Source organism: Vicinamibacterales bacterium, assembly GCA_035699745.1.
In the GTDB taxonomy this organism is placed as follows: Bacteria; Acidobacteriota; Vicinamibacteria; order Vicinamibacterales; family 2-12-FULL-66-21; genus JAICSD01.
In genome coordinates this window covers 13,243-35,049 of record DASSPH010000061.1, presented here as the reverse complement: position 1 = coordinate 35,049, position 21,807 = coordinate 13,243, and the positions used below count along the sequence as shown (strand labels likewise).

General features: G+C 67.6%; 22 protein-coding genes. 11 read left to right on the top strand and 11 right to left on the bottom strand.

Going from position 1 to position 21,807, the window contains the following annotated elements; all coding sequences use genetic code 11:
* Positions 1–36 precede the first annotated feature (36 nt).
* Positions 37–1,170 (bottom strand): universal stress protein, encoded by a 1,134-nt coding sequence (locus VFK57_13415; GenBank protein HET7696706.1) that lies wholly within the window; start codon positions 1,168–1,170, stop codon positions 37–39.
* 234 nt (positions 1,171–1,404) lie between these two features.
* Between VFK57_13415 and kdpF the strand changes: the two genes are divergently transcribed.
* From kdpF to kdpC, 4 genes are read left to right on the top strand one after another with little or no spacing between them, the layout of a single operon-like run.
* Entirely contained in the window at positions 1,405–1,494 is a 90-nt protein-coding gene (kdpF, locus tag VFK57_13410) for a K(+)-transporting ATPase subunit F (GenBank protein ID HET7696705.1), read from the top strand.
* 10 nt (positions 1,495–1,504) lie between these two features.
* A complete protein-coding gene (gene kdpA, locus VFK57_13405; protein ID HET7696704.1) occupies positions 1,505–3,205 on the top strand; it encodes a potassium-transporting ATPase subunit KdpA in 1,701 nt (566 codons plus the stop codon).
* Positions 3,206–3,209: 4 nt separating this feature from the next.
* Entirely contained in the window at positions 3,210–5,255 is a 2,046-nt protein-coding gene (gene kdpB, locus VFK57_13400) for a potassium-transporting ATPase subunit KdpB (protein HET7696703.1), read from the top strand.
* Between the two features lie 4 nt (positions 5,256–5,259).
* The gene (gene kdpC / locus VFK57_13395) at positions 5,260–5,904 is read left to right on the top strand and encodes a potassium-transporting ATPase subunit KdpC (protein HET7696702.1); all 645 of its coding nucleotides are present in this window, start codon (positions 5,260–5,262) and stop codon (positions 5,902–5,904) included.
* Here kdpC and VFK57_13390 read toward each other — a convergent pair.
* The 5 genes from VFK57_13390 to VFK57_13370 all read right to left on the bottom strand — a co-directional run bounded on the left by VFK57_13390 (position 5,880) and on the right by VFK57_13370 (position 10,597).
* Positions 5,880–6,566: a response regulator transcription factor gene (locus VFK57_13390; GenBank protein HET7696701.1), complete on the bottom strand. Its 687-nt coding sequence runs from the start codon at positions 6,564–6,566 to the stop codon at positions 5,880–5,882. The two genes, kdpC and VFK57_13390, sit on opposite strands and share 25 nt — an antisense overlap.
* Before the next feature lie 2 nt (positions 6,567–6,568).
* Positions 6,569–8,119, bottom strand: a complete 1,551-nt coding sequence (locus tag VFK57_13385; protein ID HET7696700.1) for an ATP-binding protein — start codon at positions 8,117–8,119, stop codon at positions 6,569–6,571.
* 13 nt (positions 8,120–8,132) lie between these two features.
* Positions 8,133–9,956 carry a potassium transporter Kup gene (locus tag VFK57_13380; GenBank protein ID HET7696699.1) on the bottom strand — a complete coding sequence of 608 codons (1,824 nt, stop codon included), beginning with the start codon at positions 9,954–9,956 and terminating at the stop codon, positions 8,133–8,135.
* Positions 9,957–10,163: 207 nt separating this feature from the next.
* Positions 10,164–10,373 carry a hypothetical protein gene (locus VFK57_13375; protein HET7696698.1) on the bottom strand — a complete coding sequence of 70 codons (210 nt, stop codon included), beginning with the start codon at positions 10,371–10,373 and terminating at the stop codon, positions 10,164–10,166.
* Positions 10,374–10,396: 23 nt separating this feature from the next.
* Positions 10,397–10,597, bottom strand: a complete 201-nt coding sequence (locus tag VFK57_13370) for a hypothetical protein (protein HET7696697.1) — start codon at positions 10,595–10,597, stop codon at positions 10,397–10,399.
* Positions 10,598–11,300: 703 nt separating this feature from the next.
* Between VFK57_13370 and VFK57_13365 the strand changes: the two genes are divergently transcribed.
* The gene (locus tag VFK57_13365; GenBank protein ID HET7696696.1) at positions 11,301–11,570 is read left to right on the top strand and encodes a hypothetical protein; all 270 of its coding nucleotides are present in this window, start codon (positions 11,301–11,303) and stop codon (positions 11,568–11,570) included.
* Positions 11,571–11,816: 246 nt separating this feature from the next.
* A complete protein-coding gene (locus tag VFK57_13360; GenBank protein ID HET7696695.1) occupies positions 11,817–12,863 on the top strand; it encodes a PLP-dependent cysteine synthase family protein in 1,047 nt (348 codons plus the stop codon).
* Here the strand turns inward: VFK57_13360 and VFK57_13355 are convergent.
* Positions 12,842–13,468, bottom strand: a complete 627-nt coding sequence (locus VFK57_13355) for a response regulator transcription factor (GenBank protein HET7696694.1) — start codon at positions 13,466–13,468, stop codon at positions 12,842–12,844. The genes VFK57_13360 and VFK57_13355 overlap by 22 nt on opposite strands.
* Here VFK57_13355 and VFK57_13350 point away from each other — a divergent pair.
* The 5 genes from VFK57_13350 to VFK57_13330 all read left to right on the top strand — a co-directional run bounded on the left by VFK57_13350 (position 13,385) and on the right by VFK57_13330 (position 18,670).
* Positions 13,385–13,561 carry a hypothetical protein gene (locus VFK57_13350; protein ID HET7696693.1) on the top strand — a complete coding sequence of 59 codons (177 nt, stop codon included), beginning with the start codon at positions 13,385–13,387 and terminating at the stop codon, positions 13,559–13,561. The genes VFK57_13355 and VFK57_13350 overlap by 84 nt on opposite strands.
* A 75-nt stretch (positions 13,562–13,636) precedes the next feature.
* Entirely contained in the window at positions 13,637–14,728 is a 1,092-nt protein-coding gene (locus VFK57_13345) for a DmsE family decaheme c-type cytochrome (protein ID HET7696692.1), read from the top strand.
* Between the two features lie 11 nt (positions 14,729–14,739).
* Positions 14,740–16,977 carry an MtrB/PioB family outer membrane beta-barrel protein gene (locus tag VFK57_13340; GenBank protein HET7696691.1) on the top strand — a complete coding sequence of 746 codons (2,238 nt, stop codon included), beginning with the start codon at positions 14,740–14,742 and terminating at the stop codon, positions 16,975–16,977.
* 31 nt (positions 16,978–17,008) lie between these two features.
* Positions 17,009–17,371 carry a cytochrome c gene (locus VFK57_13335; protein HET7696690.1) on the top strand — a complete coding sequence of 121 codons (363 nt, stop codon included), beginning with the start codon at positions 17,009–17,011 and terminating at the stop codon, positions 17,369–17,371.
* A gap of 6 nt (positions 17,372–17,377) precedes the next feature.
* Positions 17,378–18,670: a NapC/NirT family cytochrome c gene (locus VFK57_13330; GenBank protein ID HET7696689.1), complete on the top strand. Its 1,293-nt coding sequence runs from the start codon at positions 17,378–17,380 to the stop codon at positions 18,668–18,670.
* Between the two features lie 30 nt (positions 18,671–18,700).
* On the opposite strand, the gene VFK57_13325 is transcribed toward VFK57_13330, so the two are convergent.
* From VFK57_13325 to VFK57_13310, 4 genes are all read right to left on the bottom strand, one after another.
* A complete protein-coding gene (locus VFK57_13325; GenBank protein HET7696688.1) occupies positions 18,701–19,276 on the bottom strand; it encodes a sigma-70 family RNA polymerase sigma factor in 576 nt (191 codons plus the stop codon).
* A complete protein-coding gene (locus VFK57_13320; protein HET7696687.1) occupies positions 19,269–20,210 on the bottom strand; it encodes an NAD(P)-dependent oxidoreductase in 942 nt (313 codons plus the stop codon). The genes VFK57_13325 and VFK57_13320 overlap by 8 nt, the downstream gene beginning before the upstream one ends.
* Before the next feature lie 72 nt (positions 20,211–20,282).
* Positions 20,283–21,197: a PhzF family phenazine biosynthesis protein gene (locus tag VFK57_13315; GenBank protein HET7696686.1), complete on the bottom strand. Its 915-nt coding sequence runs from the start codon at positions 21,195–21,197 to the stop codon at positions 20,283–20,285.
* A gap of 47 nt (positions 21,198–21,244) precedes the next feature.
* Complete coding sequence (locus VFK57_13310) at positions 21,245–21,751, bottom strand: hypothetical protein (protein ID HET7696685.1); 507 nt, start codon at positions 21,749–21,751, stop codon at positions 21,245–21,247.
* Between the last annotated feature and the right edge of the window lie 56 nt (positions 21,752–21,807).

Sequence of the window (21,807 nt, the reverse complement as noted above, 5' to 3'; positions counted from 1 at the left end):
GCGCGGCCCTGTTGGAAATCGTCGGATGTTGCGCGTCTATGCGTCGAACGGCACGACCTGGACCGCGGCGTCGCGCACCTCTTCGAGAAACCGGTTCAGGGTCGACCCTTTCCAGAGGATCTCGAGGCGCGAGCGCGCCGACTGGCCGAAGATGACGTGCGTGATCCCCTCGCGCTTGGCGAACGCAATCAAGCCGTCAGCCGGCCGATCCGCCTTGACCCGGACGACGGTCGCGCCGAGACTCTCGGCCAGCGCCAGGTTTCGTGCCAGCGCTTCACGATCCGCCGGCTCGATGTGGCCCGGCGCCTCCCGGGGTGTCTCGACATAGACGGCGTACCACCGTGCACCCAGTCTGCCGGCGATGCGGGCGCCGGTCCGCAGCACGCGGGGCGCCTGCGCCGCGGAACTGGTGCAGACCATCACCCGTTCGGGGATCAACCCGGGCTCCAGGCCTTCGCGCTGCCGGTAGGAGGCCGCTTTCGCACCCACTTCATCGGCCACCGCACGCAAGGCAAGCTCGCGCAGGGTCGAGAGATTCCCTTCGGTGAAGAAGTGGGTGAGCGCCTGCTCGACCTGCTCAGGCTTGTAGACCTTGCCTTGGCGCAGCCGGCTGCGCAACTCCTCGACCGTGATATCCACGTTGACGACTTCGTCGGCTCGCGCGAGAAACGTGTCGGGCACGGTTTCGCGGACCCGGATGCCGGTGACGCGCCCGACGGCGTCGTTCAGCGTTTCGAGATGCTGAATGTTGACCGCGGTGAGCACGCCGATGCCGTGATCGAGCAGCTCGATCACGTCCTGGTAGCGCTTCTCGTGCCGGCCGCCGGCGGCGTTGCTGTGCGCGAGCTCGTCGACGACGCACAGCTCGGGGCGGCGGGCGAGAATGGCGTCGAGATCCATTTCCTCCAGGACGACGCCGCGGTAGGGGACCGCGCGCCTGGGAACGACCTCCAGATCGCGGAGCTGCGCCTCTGTTTCAGCGCGCCCGTACGTCTCCACCAGCCCGATCACGACGTCGACCCCCTGCCGCCGCTCCCGGTGCGCATCGCGCAGGAGCGCGTACGTCTTGCCGACACCAGGCGCCGCCCCGATGTAGATCCGCAGCCGCGCCCGTTCCGCGTGCTGCATGCGCGCGAGCAGTTGCTCAGGAGTGGGGCGATCCTCGGCCACGATCGCCATCGTACGGGCCGGCCTGATCGATCGCACGGTCTTAACGGAGTTTTTACGGAGTTTTGATCGCTCCGTTACGGTCACCGGGCCGATGCTGAAGCCATGGATATCGTGCGTGGCACCAGGAAGGGGATCTGGTAATGGGCGACGCGGCGTTCATCGCGATCACACTGCTGTTCTTCCTCGCCGCCGCCGCGTACGTCTCCGGCTGCGAGCGCCTCAGGTGAGCCGCCCATGACCGGCGAGCTCTTCATCGGACTGCTGATCGCCGTCGGGTTGCTGATCTATCTGCTCGCGGCGCTGCTGTATCCCGAACGTTTCTGACGGTGCTGGCATGACTGCAAACGGCTGGCTGCAGATTGCGCTCTTCATCGGCGTCATCGCCGTCCTCACCAGGCCGTGCGGCCGGTACATGGCCCTCGTCTTCGCTGGCCGCCGAACCTGGCTGGATCGCGCGCTGCGTCCGATCGAGCGCCGCATCTATCGGGTGTGCGGGATCGACTGGTATCACGAGATGCCGTGGACCGAGTATGCGGCCGCCTTGCTCACGTTCAGTTGTATCTCGATGCTGGCGCTGTATGCGCTGCAACGGTTCCAGGGCTGGCTGCCGTTCAACCCGGAGGGGTTGCCGGCGGTGTCGACGTACTCGTCCTTCAATACGGCGGCGTCGTTCGTCACCAACACGAACTGGCAGGCGTATGCCGGCGAGACGACGATGAGCTACCTGACCCAGATGGCGGGGCTCGCGTACCAGAACTTCGTGTCGGCCGCGGCAGGCATGTCGGTGGCGATCGCCCTGGTCCGCGGCATCGCCAGGCGCGAGAGCGGCACGCTCGGCAACTTCTGGGTCGACACGACGCGCGGGTTGCTGTGGATCCTGCTGCCGCTCTGCAGCGTCATCGCCCTGCTGTTCGTCTCGCAGGGCGCGGTCCAGAACCTGAAGCGCTATGACGTCGTGCACCTGGTCGATGGCAGCGGCACGCAGACGATCGCCCAGGGCCCCGTCGCGTCTCAGGAGGCCATCAAGCAGCTCGGGACCAACGGCGGCGGCTTCTTCAACGCGAACAGCGCCCACCCGTTCGAGAATCCGACGCCGCTGACCAACTTCGTCTCCATGGTCATGATCTTCCTGATTCCGGCCGGGTTGACCTGGACTCTCGGGGAGATGACGGGGTCGCGCCGGCATGGGTGGGCCGTCTGGGCGGCGATGGCGTCATTGTTCCTGGTGGGCGCGGCCGCCGCGTACTGGGCTGAAGCGCGGGGCAACCCTCTTCTCGGGCTGTCCGGCGGCAACATGGAAGGCAAGGACGTGCGGTTCGGCATCGCCAATTCGGCGCTGTTCGCGACCGTGACGACGGCGGCCAGCGGCGGCGCGGTGAACGCGATGCACGATTCGTTCACCCCGCTGGGCGGCCTCGTCCCGCTCACCAACATTCTGCTCGGTGAAGTCGTCTTCGGCGGCGTCGGGGCGGGCCTCTACGGGATTCTCGTCTTCATCATCCTGACGGTGTTCATCGCCGGACTGATGGTTGGCCGCACCCCGGAGTACCTGGGCAAGAAGATCGAAGCCTACGACGTCAAGATGGCGATGCTCGCGATCCTGATCGTCCCGTTGACGATTCTGACGCTGACCGGCATCGCGGTCCTGTCGTCTGACTTCGGGACCTCGAGCGTGCTCAATCAGGGGCCGCACGGACTGAGCGAAATCCTGTACGCCTACACGTCGGGAGCCGGGAACAACGGCTCCGCATTCGCCGGTCTGTCGGCCAACACGCACTGGTACAACGCGACGATCGGCGCCGCGATGCTGCTCGGCCGCTTCATGGCGATCATCCCGATGCTCGCGCTGGCCGGCAATCTGGCCGCCAAGAAGACTGCGCCGGTCTCGCTCGGAACGTTCCCCGTCACCACGCCGCTCTTTTCCGCCCTGCTGGTCGCCGTGATCGTCATCGTCGGCGCACTGACGTTCTTCCCGGCGCTGAGCCTCGGCCCGATCGTGGAGGAGCTGCTGATGCACCGAGGAAAGGTCTTCTGAAGCCGTGTCAGGCACGCGCTCGTCAGCGGCGTCGAGATTCGATCCGAGGCTCGTTCGCGGCGCCCTCGTCGCGGCGCTGTGGAAGCTCAATCCGGCAACGATGGCCCGCACCCCGGTGATGTTCGTCGTGGAAGTCGGCGCGGTGCTGGTGAGCGGCCGGTTCGTCGTCGATGTGGCGCTCGGGCGCGGCGGCCTCCTGTTCGAGGGGCAGATCGTTGCGTGGCTATGGCTGACCGTGCTGTTTGCGAACTTCGCGGAAGCGATGGCGGAGGGACGCGGCAAGGCGCAGGCCGACACGCTCCGCCGCGCCAGGACGGATACCCTCGCCAATCGCGTGGTCTATGGCAACGCCATCGAGCGGGTCCCTGCGGCACGGCTGCTGCGCGGGGACCTGGTGATGGTCTCGGCAGGCGAGGTGATCCCCGGCGACGGCGAGATTGTCGAGGGCGTGGCCTCGGTGGACGAATCGGCGATCACCGGCGAATCGGCTCCGGTGATCCGCGAGGCGGGCGGCGACCGCTCAGCGGTGACCGGCGGGACGCGGGTGCTGTCGGACTGGATCAAGGTCCGGATCACCGCCAATCCGGGGGAGACCTTTCTCGATCGCATGATCGCGCTCGTCGAAGGCGCCGCGCGCCAGAAGACGCCGAACGAGATCGCGCTGAACATCCTGCTGTCCGGCCTCACGATCGTCTTCCTGGTGGCAGTCGTCACGCTCGAACCGCTGGCGATCTACTCGAACGCGCCGCAGAGCGTCTTCGTGCTGGTGTCGCTGCTGGTCTGCCTCATCCCGACGACGATTGGAGGACTGCTCTCCGCGATCGGCATCGCCGGCATGGACCGCATGGTGCAGCACAATGTCCTCGCGATGTCGGGGCGGGCCGTGGAAGCCGCCGGCGACGTCCACACGCTGCTGCTGGACAAGACGGGGACCATCACGCTCGGGAACCGTCAGGCGGCCGAGTTCGTTCCTGTTCCGGGGCGGACCGATCGGCAACTCGCGGATGCGGCGCAGCTGGCGTCGCTCGCCGACGAAACTCCCGAGGGCCGCTCCATCGTCGTGCTCGCCAAGGAGCGCTACGGTCTGCGCCAGCGCGAGTTGTCGCCGCAGCGAGCCACCTTCATTCCGTTCTCGGCGACCACCCGGATGTCGGGCATCGAGGTGGACGGGCGCGATATTCGCAAAGGCGCGGCGGACGCGATCGAGCGGTATGTCGCCCAGCGTGGCGGCGCCGTCCCGGACGCGCTGCGTACCATCGTGCAGCGCGTCGCGCGATCCGGGGGGACGCCGCTCGTCGTGGCAGAGAACGCGCAGGCGCTCGGCGTGGTGCACCTGAAAGACGTGGTGAAGGGCGGCATGCGCGAACGGTTCGCCCACCTGCGGGCCATGGGCATCCGCACCGTCATGGTCACGGGGGACAATCCCCTGACCGCCGCGGCAATCGCGGCAGAAGCCGGCGTCGACGACTTTCTCGCCGAAGCGACGCCCGAGGCGAAGCTGGAGCTGATCAAGCGCGAGCAGGCGCAGGGGAAACTCGTCGCGATGACTGGCGACGGCACCAACGACGCTCCCGCGCTGGCGCAGGCGGATGTCGGGGTGGCGATGAACACCGGGACGCAGGCGGCGAAAGAGGCCGGCAACATGGTCGACCTCGACTCGAACCCGACGAAGCTCATCGAAGTCGTCGAAGTCGGCAAGCAGCTGCTCATTACGCGCGGTGCGCTCACCACGTTCTCGATCGCGAATGACGTAGCCAAGTACTTTGCGATCATCCCGGCCATGTTCCTGACCGCGTTCCCCGGGCTCGCCGCCCTCAACGTCATGGGTCTGCGCTCGCCGCAATCGGCGATTCTGTCCGCGGTCATCTTCAATGCGGTGGTCATCGTCTGTCTGGTGCCTCTAGCGCTGAAGGGGATCCCGTATCGGCCGCAGGGCGCCGAGGGCCTGTTGCGCCGCAACCTGCTGGTCTATGGCGTGGGCGGCCTGGTCGCGCCGTTCGTCGGCATCAAGGCCATCGACGTCCTGATCGCCGCGCTCGGACTGGGGTGACGTCATGTCGAACATCGGTTTCGAGATTGCCTCGGGGATTACCGCCGCTGCCGGGATCACGATCGGCGTGGTGCGGCGGCTCTATGTCGCGATGGCCTTCACGGTGGCGACGACGCTCGTGTGCGGGCTCGCCTACCCGCTGCTGGTCACCGCGGCCGCCCAGGCGTTGTTTCCGGCGCGGGCGAACGGATCGTTGATCGACCGGCACGGGGTCGTGGTCGGGTCGGCGCTCATCGGGCAGCGCTTCTCTGGCCCGGGCTATTTCTGGCCGCGTCCATCGGCGGCGGGAGACGGCTACGATGCGGCGGCGTCGGGCGGTTCGAACCTCGGTCCGACGAGCGCGGCGCTGGTCGCGAGAGTGGCGGCCGAGCGGGATCGGCTCCAGGCCGCCAATCCCGGAGCGGCGGTGCCGATCGAACTGGTGACGGCATCGGCATCCGGTCTCGATCCGCACCTGTCACCTGCGGCGGCTGAGTTCCAGGTACCGCGTGTGGCGCGCGACCGGGGCGTCAGCGAGGCCGGGATCAGGCGGCTCGTCGCGGAGCTGACGGAGCCGCGGCAGTTTGGCGTGCTGGGGGAGCCGCGGGTGAACGTTCTGCTGCTGAATCTGGCGCTCGACGAGCGCTACTCGGGATCGGCGAAACGATAGCCGACCCAGGGCTCGGTCACGATGTAGCGTGGACGAGAGGGATCCCGCTCGAGCTTCTTTCGAAGTGATCCGAGCAGGACGCGGAGGTGCTCGGGCTGATCGACGGCGTGCGGGCCCCAGATCGCCTTGAGAATGGCTCGATGCGTCATGACCCGGCCGGGGTGCTGCGCCAGGAACACCAGCAGCTCGAACTCCTTGGGTGTCAGCCGCAGCTTGTCCCCCGCGCGCGTGACCGTGTGACGATCGCGATCGATCACCAGCTCACCGCGGACGAGCAGGCCCTGGCTCGAGGGAGCCGACTCCACCCGGCGCAAGGCCACGCGAATGCGCGCCAGGAGCTCCTCGGCGCCGAACGGCTTGGTGACGTAGTCATCGGCCCCCGCATCCAGCGCGCCGACCTTGTCGCGCTCGCCGCCGCGAGCGGAGAGCACGATGATCGGCATCGACCGTCCGTCACGCAGCAGCCGGCAGACCTCGACGCCATCGAGGTCCGGCAAGCCGAGATCGAGGATGATCAAGTCCGGCTCGAGCCGCTCGACGCTCTCGAGGCACGCTTTCGCCGACATGGCCGTGGATACCTCGTAGCCGCGCGCACGCAGGAGGGGGGCGGTGGTGGCCAGAATCGCCGGCTCATCGTCCACGATCAGCACGCGTGAGGGCATGGCTATGAGACCGGTGCGCTGGCGGCGCGCACCGGCGCGGGCACGGCAATCGTAAACTGCGCTCCACCGTCCAGGGCGTTCTCGCACCAGATGCGGCCACCCTCTGCGGCGAGCAGACCGCGCGTGATCGCCAGACCCAGACCGGTGCCGGTGGCGTGCCGCGTCTTCGGGCTCCGGTAGAACGGCTCGAACACGTGATCGAGGTCGGACGCGTCAAGACCAGGGCCATGATCGCGGACCGCAAAGTGGGCACCGTCATCGTCGGTCCAGGCGCGCACGGCGATTGGCGCCGCGGCGGGCGAATACCGGACGGCGTTCTCGAGCACGTGCGCCAGGGCGGTGGACGTCAGCCTGGGATCGATGGAGATTTCGTGCTCACTGTCGGCGTCGATGCGGAGTGTGTGTGCGCTCAGGGCTGGACCGGCATGCGCGATGGCGGCATCGACGACGTCCGCCGGCGAGACCCACTGGCGCTCGGGGTTGACCGCAGCCGCGTCGATCCTGGCCATGTCGAGAATGTCGGCAAACAGCCGGTTCAGACGGTCCAGCTGCTGAAGCGCAAGCTGCCCCTGGCCCTGCCGCTCGTCGGCCGGAAGGCCGGGGTCCAGCAGGTTGGTGACGGCCACACGGACGGAGGTGACCGGCGTGCGCAGGTCATGGCTGAACGAGGCCAGGAGGGCCGACGCCAGATCGGCGCGCTGGCTCGCCAATTCCGCTTTCTTGCGCTCGGCGAGAAAGTGCGCGCGCTCGATTGCGATGGCGACGACACCGCCGAGCGCATCGAGCGTGCCGACTTCGAGGTGGGTGGACCTGACGGCGAGCAGGCCGAGCGGTTTCGTGCCCAGCCGCAAGGGTACCAGCGTCACGCGGGCGCCGTCCGGCCGGTCCAACCGCATGTGCCCGCCGTACGCGCGCCGACGTGCATCGTATTCGAGCGGGCCGCGCAGCCGGGCGAGCGCCTCGTCGAGTTGCTGCGCCGATGGCTCCACGGACTTCCTGCCCCCCTGGTGCAGTTCCCAGCCGTGGTCGGTGGGCAGGCAGATCGCGGCGGCGTCCACGTCGAACCGAAGCGCCACGTAGCGCGCGACGTCGGCGACCGCGCGGCCGCTGTCGGTGGTGAGCAGAATGTCGCGGCTGAGATCGAACAGGCGCGTCACTTCCTGCTTGCTGGTCTCGGCTTCCGTTGCGCGGCGTCGCGCAACGGCGGAGAGCTGACTGGCGATGACCGCAACCACGACGAACACGAACAGCGCCACCCAGTTCTGCGGGTCGGCGATGGTGAGCGTGTAGAACGGCGGCAGCAGGAAGAAGTTGAACGCGAGCATGGCTGCCACGGCGATCGCGATCGACACGCGGAGCTGCGCGACGGTCGCCGCCATGAGGACGATGAGCAGGAAGAGCAGCGCCGCGATGGTGGGGTTGGGATGGGGCTGCGCCGTTCGCAGCACGGTGACGACCGCGGCGATGGCGACGAGCGCCGCGGTACTCACGAAGGCATCGTGCCGCCATCGCCGCACGGCCCGGAACATACGCTGGCGGGAACGCGGGGTCAAATCCAGGGAACCGTCAGATCTCCACCTGCACGCCCAGTTCGACGACGCGCTCCGGCGGCAGGCGGAAGAAGGCCGTTGCCCGGACCGCGTTGCGGGCCATCAGCACGAACAGGTGTTCCCGCCAGGTCGCCATACCCGAAACACGGCTGACAATCAGCGTCTCTCTTCCCAGAAAGTAGGTGACGTCCTGGTCGTCGAGCTCGAGCCCCTGCGCCTTCGCCTGCCGGAGCGCGGCTGGGACGTCGGGGTCTTCCATGAAGCCGTACTGCACCACGAGGTCGAAGACACCCTGGCCGAGCGACTGGAGGGCAATCTGTTCGCTGGCCGGCACATGAGGAACCGGCTGCGTTGCCACCATCAAGGTCACCACCCGTGAATGCAGCACCTTGTTGTAGCGCAAGTTGTGGGCGAGCGCCGGCGGCGTGCCGCGCGGCTGCGCCGTCATGAACACCGCGGTTCCGGGGACGCGAGCCGGGCGGCTCTCCGCCACCGTGGCCAGGAATTGCTCGAGCGGCACGGCCCGCGCCGTCAGTCGCTGTGCGACGATCTGGCGCCCGGTCTTCCAGGTGGTCATCAGCGTGAAGAGCACACCGCCTATGGCCAGCGGCAGCCAGCCGCCGTGCGCAATCTTGAGGGCGTTGGCGCCAAAGAACGCCAGGTCGATGCTGAGGAAGATCCCGGTCACCGTGAAGGCGATCCACACCGGCCACCGCCATCGCTCCGTCGCGATGACGTGAAGCAGGATCGCGGTGATGATCATCGTCAGCGTGACGGCAATGCCGTAGGCGGCGGCCAGCGCGGTTGACGACCCGAAGGCGATCACGATCGCGATGGTGCTGAGCATCAGGGCCCAGTTGACCTGCGGCACGTACACCTGGCCGATCTCGTGCGAGGACGTGTGCGCGATATCCAGACGCGGCGCATACCCGAGCTGAATGGCCTGCCGCGTCAGTGAGAAGGCGCCGGAAATCAGCGCCTGGGAGGCGATGATCGCTGCCGCCGTCGCGAGTCCGACGAGCGGGAACAGCGCCCAGTCGGGTGCCAGCAGGAAGAACGGCTGTTCGGCCGCGCGCGGATTCTGCAGCAGCAGCGCGCCCTGGCCGAAGTAGTTCAGCAGCAGCGCAGGCAGCACCAGACCGAACCAGGCCACGCGGATCGGCCGTTTGCCGAAGTGCCCCATGTCGGCGTAGAGCGCCTCCCCGCCGGTCACGACGAGGAACACGGCGCCGAGCACCGCGAATCCGTGCCCGCCGTGCTCACGGAAGAACGCCACCGCATGGCGTGGATCGACAGCGCTCAGCACCACGGGTTCACGCACGAGCCAGCGGATGCCGAGCATCGCGATGACGGCGAACCACAGCACCATGATCGGCCCGAACAGCCGGCCGATGCGATGCGTGCCGTGCCGCTGCACCGCAAACACCCCGATCAATATGCCGACGGCGATCGGAACCACGTACGGCTCGAACAGCGGCGTGGCGACCTTCAGTCCTTCGACAGCGCCGAGGACGGTGATCGCCGGCGTGATCATGCCGTCGCCGTACAGCAGCGCGGCGCCGAAGATGCCCATCAGGACGAACACGCTCCACCGCTTCGGGTTGGCGGCAGCGCGCGGCAGGAGCGCGGTCAGGGCGAGGATGCCGCCTTCCCCCTGGTTGTCGGCCCGCATGACGACGGCGATGTACTTGACGGAGATGACGACGAGCAGCGAGTAGATGATCAGCGAGAGGACGCCGAGCACGTTGGCCTGCGTGGGGGGCACGGAGTGGGATCCGAAGAAACACTCGCGCATCGCATACAGCGGGCTCGTCCCGATGTCGCCGTAGACGACGCCGATCGCGGTGAGTGTGAGAGGAAAGAGCTGTGGCGAAATGCGTCGGACGGTTGGCAGGATGCCTCCAGGAGCGCTCGCCCGCGCCTCGAGGGGAGCGGACGGTCTCCTGATTGATACCGTGGAACGGAATAAGAATTCCGTAAAGAATGGCGAGAGCGCGGCGTTGCCGCGGCGGCGGCACGCGCAGATGAATCGCGGGCCGTGAGTTGCCTAACCGGGCGTGCCCGAGCGGGTCGTCTGCTTCAACTGCTCGAGCCGCTCGACGGCCTTGGCGCGCAGGGCAGCGGCGTCGCGCGCGATGTCCACTTCTCCCGCCTGCGCAACGCCTGGAAGCCGCCGATCGAGAGCAGTGATCAGCTCCTCGAGGTCGCGGGCGAGGTCGGCCGGGTTCACCGCCGTTCGGGGCGTTGGTGTGTTCATGGAGGTCCTCACATCCGCAAGGTCTAACGCGGTCCCGCGTCCGAATCCGTCGGGTCGTCGGTGGTGATCAGCCGGTACAGGTAGTCCGTGAGGTCGCGCAGCCGCACGCCGGCCGCGTCGGGCAGCGGTCGTGCGCCTGACGGGATCGACGGAACTTCCACCGCTCCGCGGACGATGAGTGCGGCGGCAAGCACCGCGCGCGCCTGCGCTTCTGCTCGGTCCATCACGTGATGCCTCTCTCTCGAGGAAATGCTCAGCCGCCCCTGCGAACGCAGCGAAGGAACTTCAGGAAAGGAGCTTCAGCGTATCACGGTTGCGCGCCCGGGCCGTCACATCGGCGGGGCAGGATCAGGGCGAGAAATGATCGGCGGCCTGCGGCCCGCCGTGTATACTTGCGCCACCTGCTTTTCTGAGCTCTTCGGCCGACCCGGCCCGAGCCCTCACCAAAGCTTTCCTGGTGAGGGTTCGAATGGCTGTGGACTCGTCTTCACCTCTTATCACCGCCGGTTCCGTGATCCGCCGCCCGCCTGGAATCGGGGCGTTTCAATTCGTCATCCTTGCCTCGCTCAGGGCGATTCAATTGACGCGCGGGTGTTCGCCGAGGATCGGCGGCGTTCACCGGAACACCGTCGTCGCGCAGCTGGAAGTCTCGCAGGGCAAGGTCGTCCAGGCGGTTGACCGCGGACGCGTCTGAAACGGACTGGAGCACGCCATTGCAGATCACCGATTTCCGAACGCCGGCATCCGCTCCCGACCGATCGCCTGCCGTTGGCGGGGAGATCACGGGCAGTGTCGTCGAGTACGCCCGTTTCGTCGAAGTGCAGCAGCGCCGGGTGCGCATCAGCGCCGAAATCGAAGGACGCCACCGGGACAGTGGTGAACCTGCCGGCGTGAATCGGTGCGAGTACGGTCCGTGGACCCGTTGAGGTGCGACAACCTCCGACGGGCGCGCCGATGAATGTGCCGCCGCGAGGGCCGTCGCGGTCGGGCCGAATCGTGACGCTGGTGCTCGGGCAGGGGCACGGTTTCATCCGCCTGGCCGATCGCCGCCATGTCTTCTTCCACCGGAGCGACTTGTGCGAGGGGACGGGATTCAGCGATCTCGCGATCGGCGAAGTGCTCACCTTCGAGCTGCTCGAAGATCCCATCAGCGGGCCGCGCGCCCTGCGCGTCGAACGCCGCCGGCCGCGGCGCTGAGGATCCGGCCGGTCTAAGGCGCCTTCGTCGACGCTCTCCACACGCTTCCGCGACTGCCCCGCCCCTCTGCGCGAACATGAACATGAACCTCCACGGGATGCCGGGAGTGAATCTTGCTCCCGCCAGGGCAAACCTCCAGATTGGGGTGAAATAGTGGACATCTCGGTCCGTCCGGCCGTGGAAAAATCCGCGCCGGCTGGAATAATCCCCACTCGCATCGCGGACGTCGAGGACCGGCTATGGACGATGCGGCGGCTCGTGGGGAATACGCCGATGCTGGTCGTCGCCTGCAGCGTTCGCGGCCGGCGGCGCACCGTCTACGCCAAGTGCGAGCAGTTCAACCTGACCGGCAGCATCAAGGATCGGATGGCGCTGCACATTCTCGAGCGCGCCTACCGCGAAGATCGACTCCGTCCCGGTGACACCATCGTCGAAGCGACCAGCGGGAACACCGGCATCTCGTTCGCCGCCATCGGCCGCGCGCTCGGGCATCCCGTGAGGATCTTCATGCCGGACTGGATGAGCCGTGAGCGCCGGGATCTCATGACGAGTTTCGGCGCCCGCATCGTGAACGTCAGCGCCGAAGAGGGTGGTTTTCTGGGCAGCGTGCGCCGCGCGGAGGAGATGGCCGCCGCGGATCCGCGCGTCTTCCTGCCGGCGCAGTTCTCCAACATCGCCAATCCCGACGCGCACGAGACGAGCACGGGCCGTGAGATCCTCGAACAGCTCGCGCTCGCCGGGCGCGTGCCGGACGCCTTCGTCGCCGGCGTCGGGACCGGCGGTACGGTCATGGGCGTGGGGCGGTGCCTGCGCGCGCGCAGCGCCACGGTGCGCATTCACCCGGTAGAGCCCGCGGAATCGCCGACGCTGTCCACCGGCCGCAAGAACGGCCGTCACCGCATCCAGGGGATTTCCGACGAATTCATTCCGGCGGTGGTGAAGCTCGACGAGCTGGACGCGATCGTGGCCGTTCATGACGGCGACGCGATCGTGATGGCGCAGATGCTGGCGCGCGACCTGGGGCTCGGCGTCGGTATCTCCTCCGGCGCCAACCTCGCCGCCGCGCTCGCGATTCAGGACGATATGCCTGACGATGCCGTCGTCGTGACGGTGTTTCCGGACTCCAACAAGAAGTATCTGAGTACGGCGCTCCTCTGTGAAGAGCCGATTCGGGCGGGGTACGTCTCAGGCGAGACCGAATTGATCGGCTTCAGCGCGCTGCCGCGCGTCTGTTCCGGCTGTATCGATCACCGGCCCGCGCCCGCGGCAGGTCACACGCCGCCGATCAGGTAGCCGACGCCCCGCACCGGGCTCAGCAGCGGCCGCTCGGTCCGCAGTTCGATCTTCTTGCGCAGGTTGCTGATCACCACGTCGATGACGTTGGTGCGGCGATCCCAGTTGACGCCCCAGACGTGCTCGGCAATGAGACGGCGCGCCACCGGCCGTCCCGCGCGGCGCATCAGGAACTCGAGGAGGGCGAACTCCTTCGGCGTCAGATCGATCTCCCGTTTGCCGCGGTTGACCCGGCGGGTCACTGGATTGAGCGTCAAGTCAGAGACCACGAGCCGGTGGGCGTCCACGAACCCGCTTCGGCGGAAGAGGGCGCGGACGCGAGCGCTCAATTCGCTCGTGGCGAACGGTTTGGTCACGTAATCGTCGGCGCCGGAATCGAGCCCCCTGACGCGATCGGCGATACGGCCGTGAGGGGAGATCAGAAGGATGGGCGCCCTGATGCCCATGGCGCGCATCCGCCGGCAGGTCGAGAACCCGTCGCCGTCGGGCAGGGTGGTATCGAGAATCACGGAGCCATAAACGTGTCGCCGCAGCTGTTCCATGCCGGTCGCGGCATCCGGCGCCACGTCGACGGCGAATCCGTCCTGCTGAAGGCGGCGCGCGATGCTCCGCGCAATTCGGGGCTCATCCTCGATGGTGAGCACGGCACGCGAGTGATCCAGAGGCTGCGAAGCGTTCATGGCGATCCGCCGAAATGAATGATTAAAACTTCTTCATCAAGTTGGCCGGCGATCCGGCCGCGTGCTATGAAATGCTGAGCGGCGTCGGCTCGGATGTATGCCTGCCATACGTCCGGCCGGACGCAGGAGCAACCGTTGTGCCGATATCTTAGCGGGGTTGGCATGAACCGACGTGTCAGGAAAATGGGCCCCGCGCTGCCGTTGGCGCTGGGTTTCGCGGTGTGGTTGGCCGCACTCGCTGGGGTTGGCGCCAGTGTCGGAACGGACGGCACCACCCCTCCCGCCGCGAAAGAATACGCACCCTCCGGAAAATTTCCGCAGTCCACCCAGACTCCCAAGCCCCAGCCAGTCCGCACGCAGGGAAAAGGTCAGGCGACCTACGTCGGGGACCAGAGCTGCCTCGGCTGTCACGACAAGGAGCAGCCCGGGTACGAGAGGAGCCCTCACCACTGGGCTGCGGATCCGCGGACGCCGGCCGCGAAACAAGGCTGCGAAACCTGTCATGGCCCCGGCAGCCTTCACGCGGAAGACCCCGATCACATTCGCGCCGTCAACGACTTCAAGGCGATGAAGCCGGGCGAGGTCAATGCGGTCTGCGCCACCTGCCACAACCGGGGCGAGCATGCGCTCTGGGACGGCAGCCAGCACGAGCGCCGCGACGTCAGCTGCACGACCTGCCACAGCCAGCACAAGTCGCTGTCGGACAAGGCGCTGCTCAAGGCGAAGACGGAAACCGAGATCTGCGCCACCTGCCATCGCGACAAGGCGGCCAAGCTGGATCGCTCCGGCCACATGCCGCTGCGCGAAGGGAAGATGGCGTGCTCGACGTGCCACAACCTGCACGGCTCGACCAACGTCAAGCTGCTCAGGAAGGGGGACTCGATCGCGGAGATGTGCGCGTCGTGTCATGCCGACAAGCGCGGGCCGTTCCTGTTCGAGCATGCGCCGAGCCGGGACGGGTGCGTCACCTGCCACGACCCGCACGGTTCGTCGAACGAACGCATGCTGGTCGTCAAGACGCCGATGCTGTGCCAGCGGTGTCACGTGGCCACCCGGCATCCCAGCACGATCTACGACCAGTCGCTGATCAACACGAGCGTCCGCGTCTACGCCCGGTCCTGCGTGACGTGCCACGCGAGCATCCACGGCTCGAATCACCCGAGCGGGCGATTCTTCATCCGGTGAGGGGAGGCAGCATGCGGATTCGCCTATTGTTCCTTGCCATCCTCCTCGGACTGCTGCCGGTCCGTGCCGCCGGCCAGACGCCGCCGGCCACGCCGAAGCCGCCCGGCGCGCAGCCGCCCATCCCGGCGCCGGCCGCCGAAGCCGACGAACACCCGCCGCTGCCGACGACCTACGGCTCCATCGACTTCGGCGTCCGCGGGACGCACATCGACGGCGACGGCGCGCGCTACGAGCGGTACCGCGATCTCGGCGACGGCCTGTTCCTCGATCGGGCGCGCTACAACACGGAAAAGGGCGGCTGGATGTTCGACCTCGCGGCCGACCACGCCGGCCGCCGCGATCAGCGGTTCGCCGGCCTGGCGGCGCGCCCCGGTCAGTTCAAGATCTGGGGGCAGTGGGACCAGATTCCGATGTTGATGAGCCGCACGACGCGGACGCTCTTCTCGGCGACATCCCCCGGAGAGCTGCAGATCGACGACGCCATCCAGTCCCAGGTGCAGGCGCAGGCGTCGTATCTGGCGACGGCGGTGCAGACCGCGCGCACGTTCGACCTCAGCTCGCGCCGGCACATCTTCGACGGCGGCGCCGAGTACGTGGCCAGGAACGGCTTCACCATCCAGACCAACGTGCGGCAGACGAACCGCGACGGCGCGATTCCGTTCGGCGGCAGCTTCGGCCACGGCAACGTCGTCGAGACGTTCGCGCCGGTGGAGCACAAGCTGACCGACGTCGATTCGTCGGCCGAGTACGTCTACGGCGACGTGCTGGTGCGCGGCGGCTACACCGGATCCTGGTTCCACAACGACGTGCCGGCATTGACGTTCGACAACCCGTTCCGCGTGACCGACACCACCTCCGGCGGATCGCGCGGCCGCATCGCGCTCGCGCCGAACAACTCGTTCATCGGCGTCAACGGCCTGCTGTCGTACAAGCTGCCGTACAAGTCGCGGGCCAGCGTCTACGTCTCGGCCGGCAGCCTGCGTGACGACGACGCGGCGCTCCTGCCGTTCACGATCAACACCGCGCTGCCGGTGGTGCCGCTCGAACGCGCCACGACGGACGGTCATGCCCGGACCTCGGCGGTGAATCTCACCTTCACCTCGAGGCCGACGCGGACGGTGGACTTCGACGTCCGCTTCCGGACCTACGACTACGACAACAAGACGCCGGTCTTCCGGGTCACGCAGCGCGTGGGCTACGACAACGCGGTGTCGACCGTCACCAATCCGGCGCTCCAGGAGACCGAGCCGTTCGGCGTGAAGCGCGCCACGTTCGACGCCGACGTCCGGTTCAACCCGCTGCAGACGTTCTCCGCGGGGGTGGGCTTCGGCCACCAGGCGGAGGAGCGGACGCATCGCATCTTCGAAGAGATCACCGACAACACGTTCCGCCTGTCGTTCGACACGGTGGGGAACAGCCGGTTCACCCTGCGCTCGAAGTACGAACACACGCAGCGCCGGGGTGAGGGGGACGCGGCGGCGATCGCGGCGGAGTTGATCGCCATCGGCGAGCAGGGCGGCATGCGGCACTTCGACATCGCGTCGCGCGATCGCGACCGCGTGACGATCACCGGCGCGGTCGTGCCGCTCAGCAGCATGTCGCTGAGCGCCTCGCTCGCGGTGGGGAAGGACGACTACGGCGAGAGCGTGTTCGGGCTCCGCGATAATCGCCACCGGGTGTATTCGGCGGGCGTCGAGTACGCCCCCGACGAGTACCGCAGCGCCGGCGTGTCGTACTCGTTCGAGCGCTACAACTCCCTGTCCCGATCGCGCCAGGCCAGTCCCGGCGTGCAGTTCGACGATGCGTCGCGCAACTGGGCCACCGACGCGACCGACAAGGCGCATTCGATCATCGGCCACGCGGAATTCCTGCAGATCGTTCGGAACGTCGATCTGACGATGTTCTTCGACTACAGCCGTACCCGCGGGCTGTATCGCTACATCACCGGACCGGTGCCGGATCGCACGCTTCCCGAGGAGACGATCGTGCCCACCTCGCTGCCGCCGCCGACGCAGCTGCCGCCGGTGCGGAGCGACCTGGGCCGGGGCAACGTCGACGTGTTCTACACGCTCAGGGAGCGGTGGGGGATCGGCGCCTCGGTCGGATTCGAGCGCTACCGCGTGAAGGATTTCAGCCTCGATGCCGACGCGCTCACCCGGCTCGATCCGGCGGGCGCGCTGCTGCTGGGCTATCAGTACCTGCCCTACACGGCTGCCACCGTGTTTTTGCGAACGGTCTACCGATTCTGATGGATAGTATGCCCAAGGAGGCAGGGAGCACATGACACGGACGATCGGACTCATCGCGGTGGCACTCTCGCTGGCAGGGACGGCAGCGGCGGCACAGGCGCCCGACCCCAAGCTGGCGAACGACGGCAAGAAGCTCTACGTGACCTACAAGTGCGACAAGTGCCACTCGATCGCCGGGCGCGGCAGCAAGAAGGGGCCGCTCGACGGCGTCGGCGCCAAGCTGTCGAAGGAAGACATCAAGCGCTGGTTCACCCACCCCGCCGAGATGGAAGCGAAGCTCGAGAAGAAGCCGAAGGGCACCGACGCGATGTCCCACGCGCTCAAGAACAAGGGCATCGAGCCTGGAGAAATCGACGCCCTCGTGGCGTACATGCAGACACTGACCAAGAAGTAGCTCGCGTTGGCGCGCAATCCGATTTCGATCGCAGGCGCTTGGATCACCACTCTGAGCGTCTGCGCGTTCGTCACCTATCTGGCCCTCGACCAGTTCGGGCTGCTGGCCAGCCCGTACGCGGGACTGTTCGGGTTCGTGGTGGTGCCCGCGATCTTCGCGGTCGGTCTCGTCCTCATCCCGATCGGTATCTGGCGCGAGGCGCGCCGCCGCCGCGCCGGCCATGCCGCCTGGCAGTGGCCGGCGATCGACCTGGGTCAGAGCCGGACGCGCGCCGCCATCGCGCTGATTACCGCGCTGACGCTCGTCAACATCACCATCATCGCGGTCGCCAGCCTCGGCGCCGTGCACTACTCGGAGTCGAACTCCTTCTGCGGGCAGGTCTGCCACGTGCCGATGGAGCCCGAGTACACGACCCACCAGCTGTCGCCGCATTCGAAGATCCGCTGCGTCGACTGCCATGTCATCCCCACGGCAGCCGGCTTTCTCAAAGCCAAGCTGAACGGCACGCGCCAGCTGTACGAGCTGGTGACGAACAGCTACAACCGGCCGATTCCTTCGCCCCGGGATCGCATTCCGGTGCCTGCGGCCACGTGCGAGCGTTGTCACGCGCCGATGGAACCGGAGCGCGAGATCAAACGGACCTTCCGCGAGCACAAGGACAACGAACAGAGCAGTGAGATCACGACAACGCTGATGATGTATTCGGGCCGGAGCCACTGGCACGCCAGGCCCGACGTCGTCGTCGAGTACGCGGCGACCGACAAGACGCTGTCGACGATCCCCTACGTCAAGGTCACGGAGCGCGGCACCACGACCGAGTACTTCGCCGAGAACGTCACCGCGCCGCCCGCGGGACAGCCGCTGCGGCGGATGGATTGCCTGGACTGCCACAACCGTCCCGCGCACACGCTGTCAGCCTCGCCGGCGCAGGTGGTGGACCGCGCGATTGCCCGCGGCGAGATCAGCACGAAGGTTCCCTTCGTGCGGAATCACCTGGTGGAGGCGTTGGGCGAGGAGCGGCCGGCGGGGACGGACGCCTCGCAGGCGATCGCCGACCGGCTCACGAAGATCCTCGGCACGGGGACGCCGGAGGCGCGCCAGGCCGTCCAGGTGGCGCAGCGGCTCTATCGGGAGAACGTGTTTCCGCGGATGAAGATCACGTGGGGCACGTACACCAACCAGCTGTTCCACATCAACGACACCGGCTGCTTCCGGTGCCACACCGACACGCACACGATCAAGGGCAATCCCGAAAAGAAGGTCCGCCAGGACTGCGAGCTCTGCCACAAGGAGCTGTAAGTCCGCGTCCGCGGCGCGGCGTCGCTGCTGCTATGTGAAGGCGACCGCATCCGCCGGCTGTTCTCGAGCCCCTGCTCGCGATGACGTGCCCGGCCGGGGAACCGCAGCGGCGATCTCCCTGCGGAAGGCCTGACGCGCACGCGATAGCCTCGACATCACCGTGCCCATCGGTATTCCCATCACTTCCGACAGCTCCCGGTAGGACAGGCCCTGGAGCTCACGAAGCACGAGCAGTCGATGAAAGTGACCGGGCAATCGATCGAGCGCCTGCGCGACGCACCTGGCGTCGTCGTTCCTGAGCAGCAGCGTTTCCGGATCCGACTGCGGCTGCGCGCTGCTGTGCTGCTCCTCCTCGAACGAATCGGTCGGAGGCTGGTACCGCTGGCGACGCCACCCGTGACAGGTGTTGCGGACGATGCGCAGGAACCAGGCCCGCCCGTCTCCGCCGACGAACGTCCGGAAGTATCGAAACGCCCGGAGGGACGCCTCCTGCACCACCTCCTCGGCATCGCTTTCATCGCGCATCAGCCAGCGCGCCAGCCGGTAGCCGGCGTCGAGGTGTGGAAGGACGACGGCGTCGAAGCTCTCTCCCGGGTGGTTACTCATGGAGAGCACCGAGGACCTGCCTCAGCCCGTGTTCGAGCGTGGGATACCGGAAACGGAATCCGATGCCGCGCAGCCGGATGTTCGAGAACACCGCATTGGAGTGCAGGTGGTCCGCGAGGACGGGCCCGACGACGAGGCGGGTGGCGAGTTTCGGCACGCGAAGGAGGCGCAGCGGACGGTGTGCGAGGCGGGCGAACGTCCCGGCGAATTCATGGAGACGAATCGGCGCCGGGTTGACGAGGAAATAGCGGCCGCCGGGTTCTCCGTGTTCGGCGAGATGCACCAGGGCGCGGGCGCAGTCGTCGACGTGGATTGGCGAGACCCAGGGCCCCGTCTTGCCGAACTGCAGCACCCGACGGCCAGCCATGACCGGCTCGATGACACGTTCACGGAACCACCCGCCGTTGCCGTAGACCCACCCGGGCAAGGCGGCGACGATCGGCTGGCCGGCGACGAGGTATCCCTCGAGCCGTTCGAGCGCCGGTGCCAGACAGTGGCCCCAGGTGGAGGGGCGCGGCGGGGTGTCTTCGGTGATCGGACGCGGGCCCGTGCCACCGTACCAGCTCGTGTCCGCGACGTAGACAATCCGCCGCGTCGCGCCTGCGGCGACGGCGTCGAGCAGGTGCGCGTCCATCGACACCCGCGCGCGCGCGAGGCAGGCGGCGCGCCGCCACGTCACGCGCGGTCCGCATACCGGGTGGGGCACCAGGTGAAACACCCAGTCGGCCGCGGCCTCGTCCTGCCAGGGACCCGGCTCGAGCAGGTCGCCGATGACGGGCACCGCTCCCGCCTGCCGGACGCGCGCCGCCGCCTCCACCGAGTCCGCGAGACCGAACACGCGATGGCGGCGCGCGACGAGGAGCCTGACCAGCGCCGACCCGATGAATCCCGCGGCTCCAGTGACGAACGTGGTGGCGCGGGTGGCGGTTGCCATGGTTCCCAGTGTGCGGCGCGGATGAAGCGCCGCCCACTGACAACACCCGCACAGGACCCGTACGACCGCGAGTCAGACCTCGCCGATGGGGCGCGCGTCGCTGCGGCGTAGATTCAGGTCGAGGACACCATGGCTGACGGGCCAGACCTCGCCGCTGACCAGGAGGTGCCCTTCGGTGTTCCGGGCCACGGTCAGATTGCTCGGACGGCCGGCAAAGCGCCCCTGCGCGACGTGAACGGGCACGTTCGGGTCGGCCAGGCCCACGCTGAACAGGTAGGCGGCGGCGGGACCGGCGGCACTCCCCGTCGCGACGTCTTCCACCTGGCCCAGGTTGTCCCAGGTTCGGATCTCCGGCCGCTCGACGTCCAGCACCAGCACGAATTTCGCGCCGATCGTCGCGAGCAGATGTTCGAGGTCCGAGCCCCGGATCGCCGCGCGCGCCAGCGCCGCAGGTCGAACCGGCACGATCAGGTAGGGGAGACCGGTCGACACGACAGCCGCGCTGATGCCAGCGACGGAATCTGCCTCGTCGAGACCAAGCCGCGCGAGGAACGGCTTCAGTTCGTCCGCCCCAACGCTGCCGCCGGACACCGCCGCCCCCTGATTCATTTCGCACAGGTGGTGGCCGCCGAGATCCCTGGTCGTCACCGCGATCGTCCCGTGAGGCAGTCGCAGCGCCCAGGCACGGAACCCGGCGTCCGCGGCCTGCGTGCGATGAAGCACGGCCGCGGCCCCCAGGACCGGGTGTCCCGCGAAGGGCAGTTCCTCCTCGACCGTGAAGATGCGCGCCGTGGCCCCGTCAGCAGTGACGTCGGAGAGGAAGATGGACTCGAACTGTTTCATCTCTCGAGTCAGGCGCTGCAGCGTCGACTGCGGCCAGCCGTCCGTCTCGAGGAACACCGTCAATCCGTTGCCGGTGAGGGGGGCGGTGGCAAAGACATCGACGTGGAAGAGCGTTGCGTTGAGGTGAGACGGAGTGCTGGGCACGCCGATCCGAACCGGCCGGGACCGCAGAATATTCCGTGCGGGTGGTTCTACTGCCGGTCGAAGAACATGACGTGGTGAACCGTTCGCCCCTGCGCGTCTCGGCCGGTGACGGTGGTGATCCGGCTCTTGCCGTCAGGCGAGACGACAATCCGCCGCGTCGTGACCACTTGCGCACTGGACACGTTGCGGACTTCGTACGTCCGGTCGTCGATCCTCTTCCACGAGACCGAACCCTGGTTCGGCGCAGGCTTGCCGTCGACGGTTCCCGTGACCGGATGCTGCCTGCCGTCGAACGTCGCCGTGTACTCGGAGTGCACGGCGCGGCCGCTCGAATCCACTCCGTTGAGCGACGCCCTGACCGTATCGCGGGTCACCTCGTAGGTGACCAGGAGGCTCGGGGCGGACAGATCCGGCGGCGAGAACGTCGACTTCGCGAGATTCAGTTTCCAGGTCCCCGTGAGCGGCTGCGCCGATTGCGCGGCTGCCGCCGTCAGCGGCAGTGCACCGAGTGCAAGTACGGCGACGAAGACACGGATTCTTCGACAGGACAGCATGGTGGGGAAGGCTCGAGGCATTGTGACCCTGGCGTGCGGGCAGCGCAAGGGAGTTC

Coding starts and splice junctions, on each gene's coding strand:
- VFK57_13340 (HET7696691.1), top strand. CDS start 14,740: ATGCGGATTCGCCTATTGTTCCTTGCCATCCTCCTCGGACTGCTGCCG.
- VFK57_13310 (HET7696685.1), bottom strand. CDS start 21,751: ATGCTGTCCTGTCGAAGAATCCGTGTCTTCGTCGCCGTACTTGCACTC.
- VFK57_13360 (HET7696695.1), top strand. CDS start 11,817: ATGCGGCGGCTCGTGGGGAATACGCCGATGCTGGTCGTCGCCTGCAGC.
- VFK57_13390 (HET7696701.1), bottom strand. CDS start 6,566: ATGCCCTCACGCGTGCTGATCGTGGACGATGAGCCGGCGATTCTGGCC.
- kdpA (HET7696704.1), top strand. CDS start 1,505: ATGACTGCAAACGGCTGGCTGCAGATTGCGCTCTTCATCGGCGTCATC.
- VFK57_13345 (HET7696692.1), top strand. CDS start 13,637: ATGTATGCCTGCCATACGTCCGGCCGGACGCAGGAGCAACCGTTGTGC.
- VFK57_13375 (HET7696698.1), bottom strand. CDS start 10,373: ATGAACACACCAACGCCCCGAACGGCGGTGAACCCGGCCGACCTCGCC.
- VFK57_13325 (HET7696688.1), bottom strand. CDS start 19,276: ATGAGTAACCACCCGGGAGAGAGCTTCGACGCCGTCGTCCTTCCACAC.
- VFK57_13370 (HET7696697.1), bottom strand. CDS start 10,597: ATGGACCGAGCAGAAGCGCAGGCGCGCGCGGTGCTTGCCGCCGCACTC.
- VFK57_13320 (HET7696687.1), bottom strand. CDS start 20,210: ATGGCAACCGCCACCCGCGCCACCACGTTCGTCACTGGAGCCGCGGGA.
- VFK57_13335 (HET7696690.1), top strand. CDS start 17,009: ATGACACGGACGATCGGACTCATCGCGGTGGCACTCTCGCTGGCAGGG.
- kdpC (HET7696702.1), top strand. CDS start 5,260: ATGTCGAACATCGGTTTCGAGATTGCCTCGGGGATTACCGCCGCTGCC.
- kdpF (HET7696705.1), top strand. CDS start 1,405: ATGACCGGCGAGCTCTTCATCGGACTGCTGATCGCCGTCGGGTTGCTG.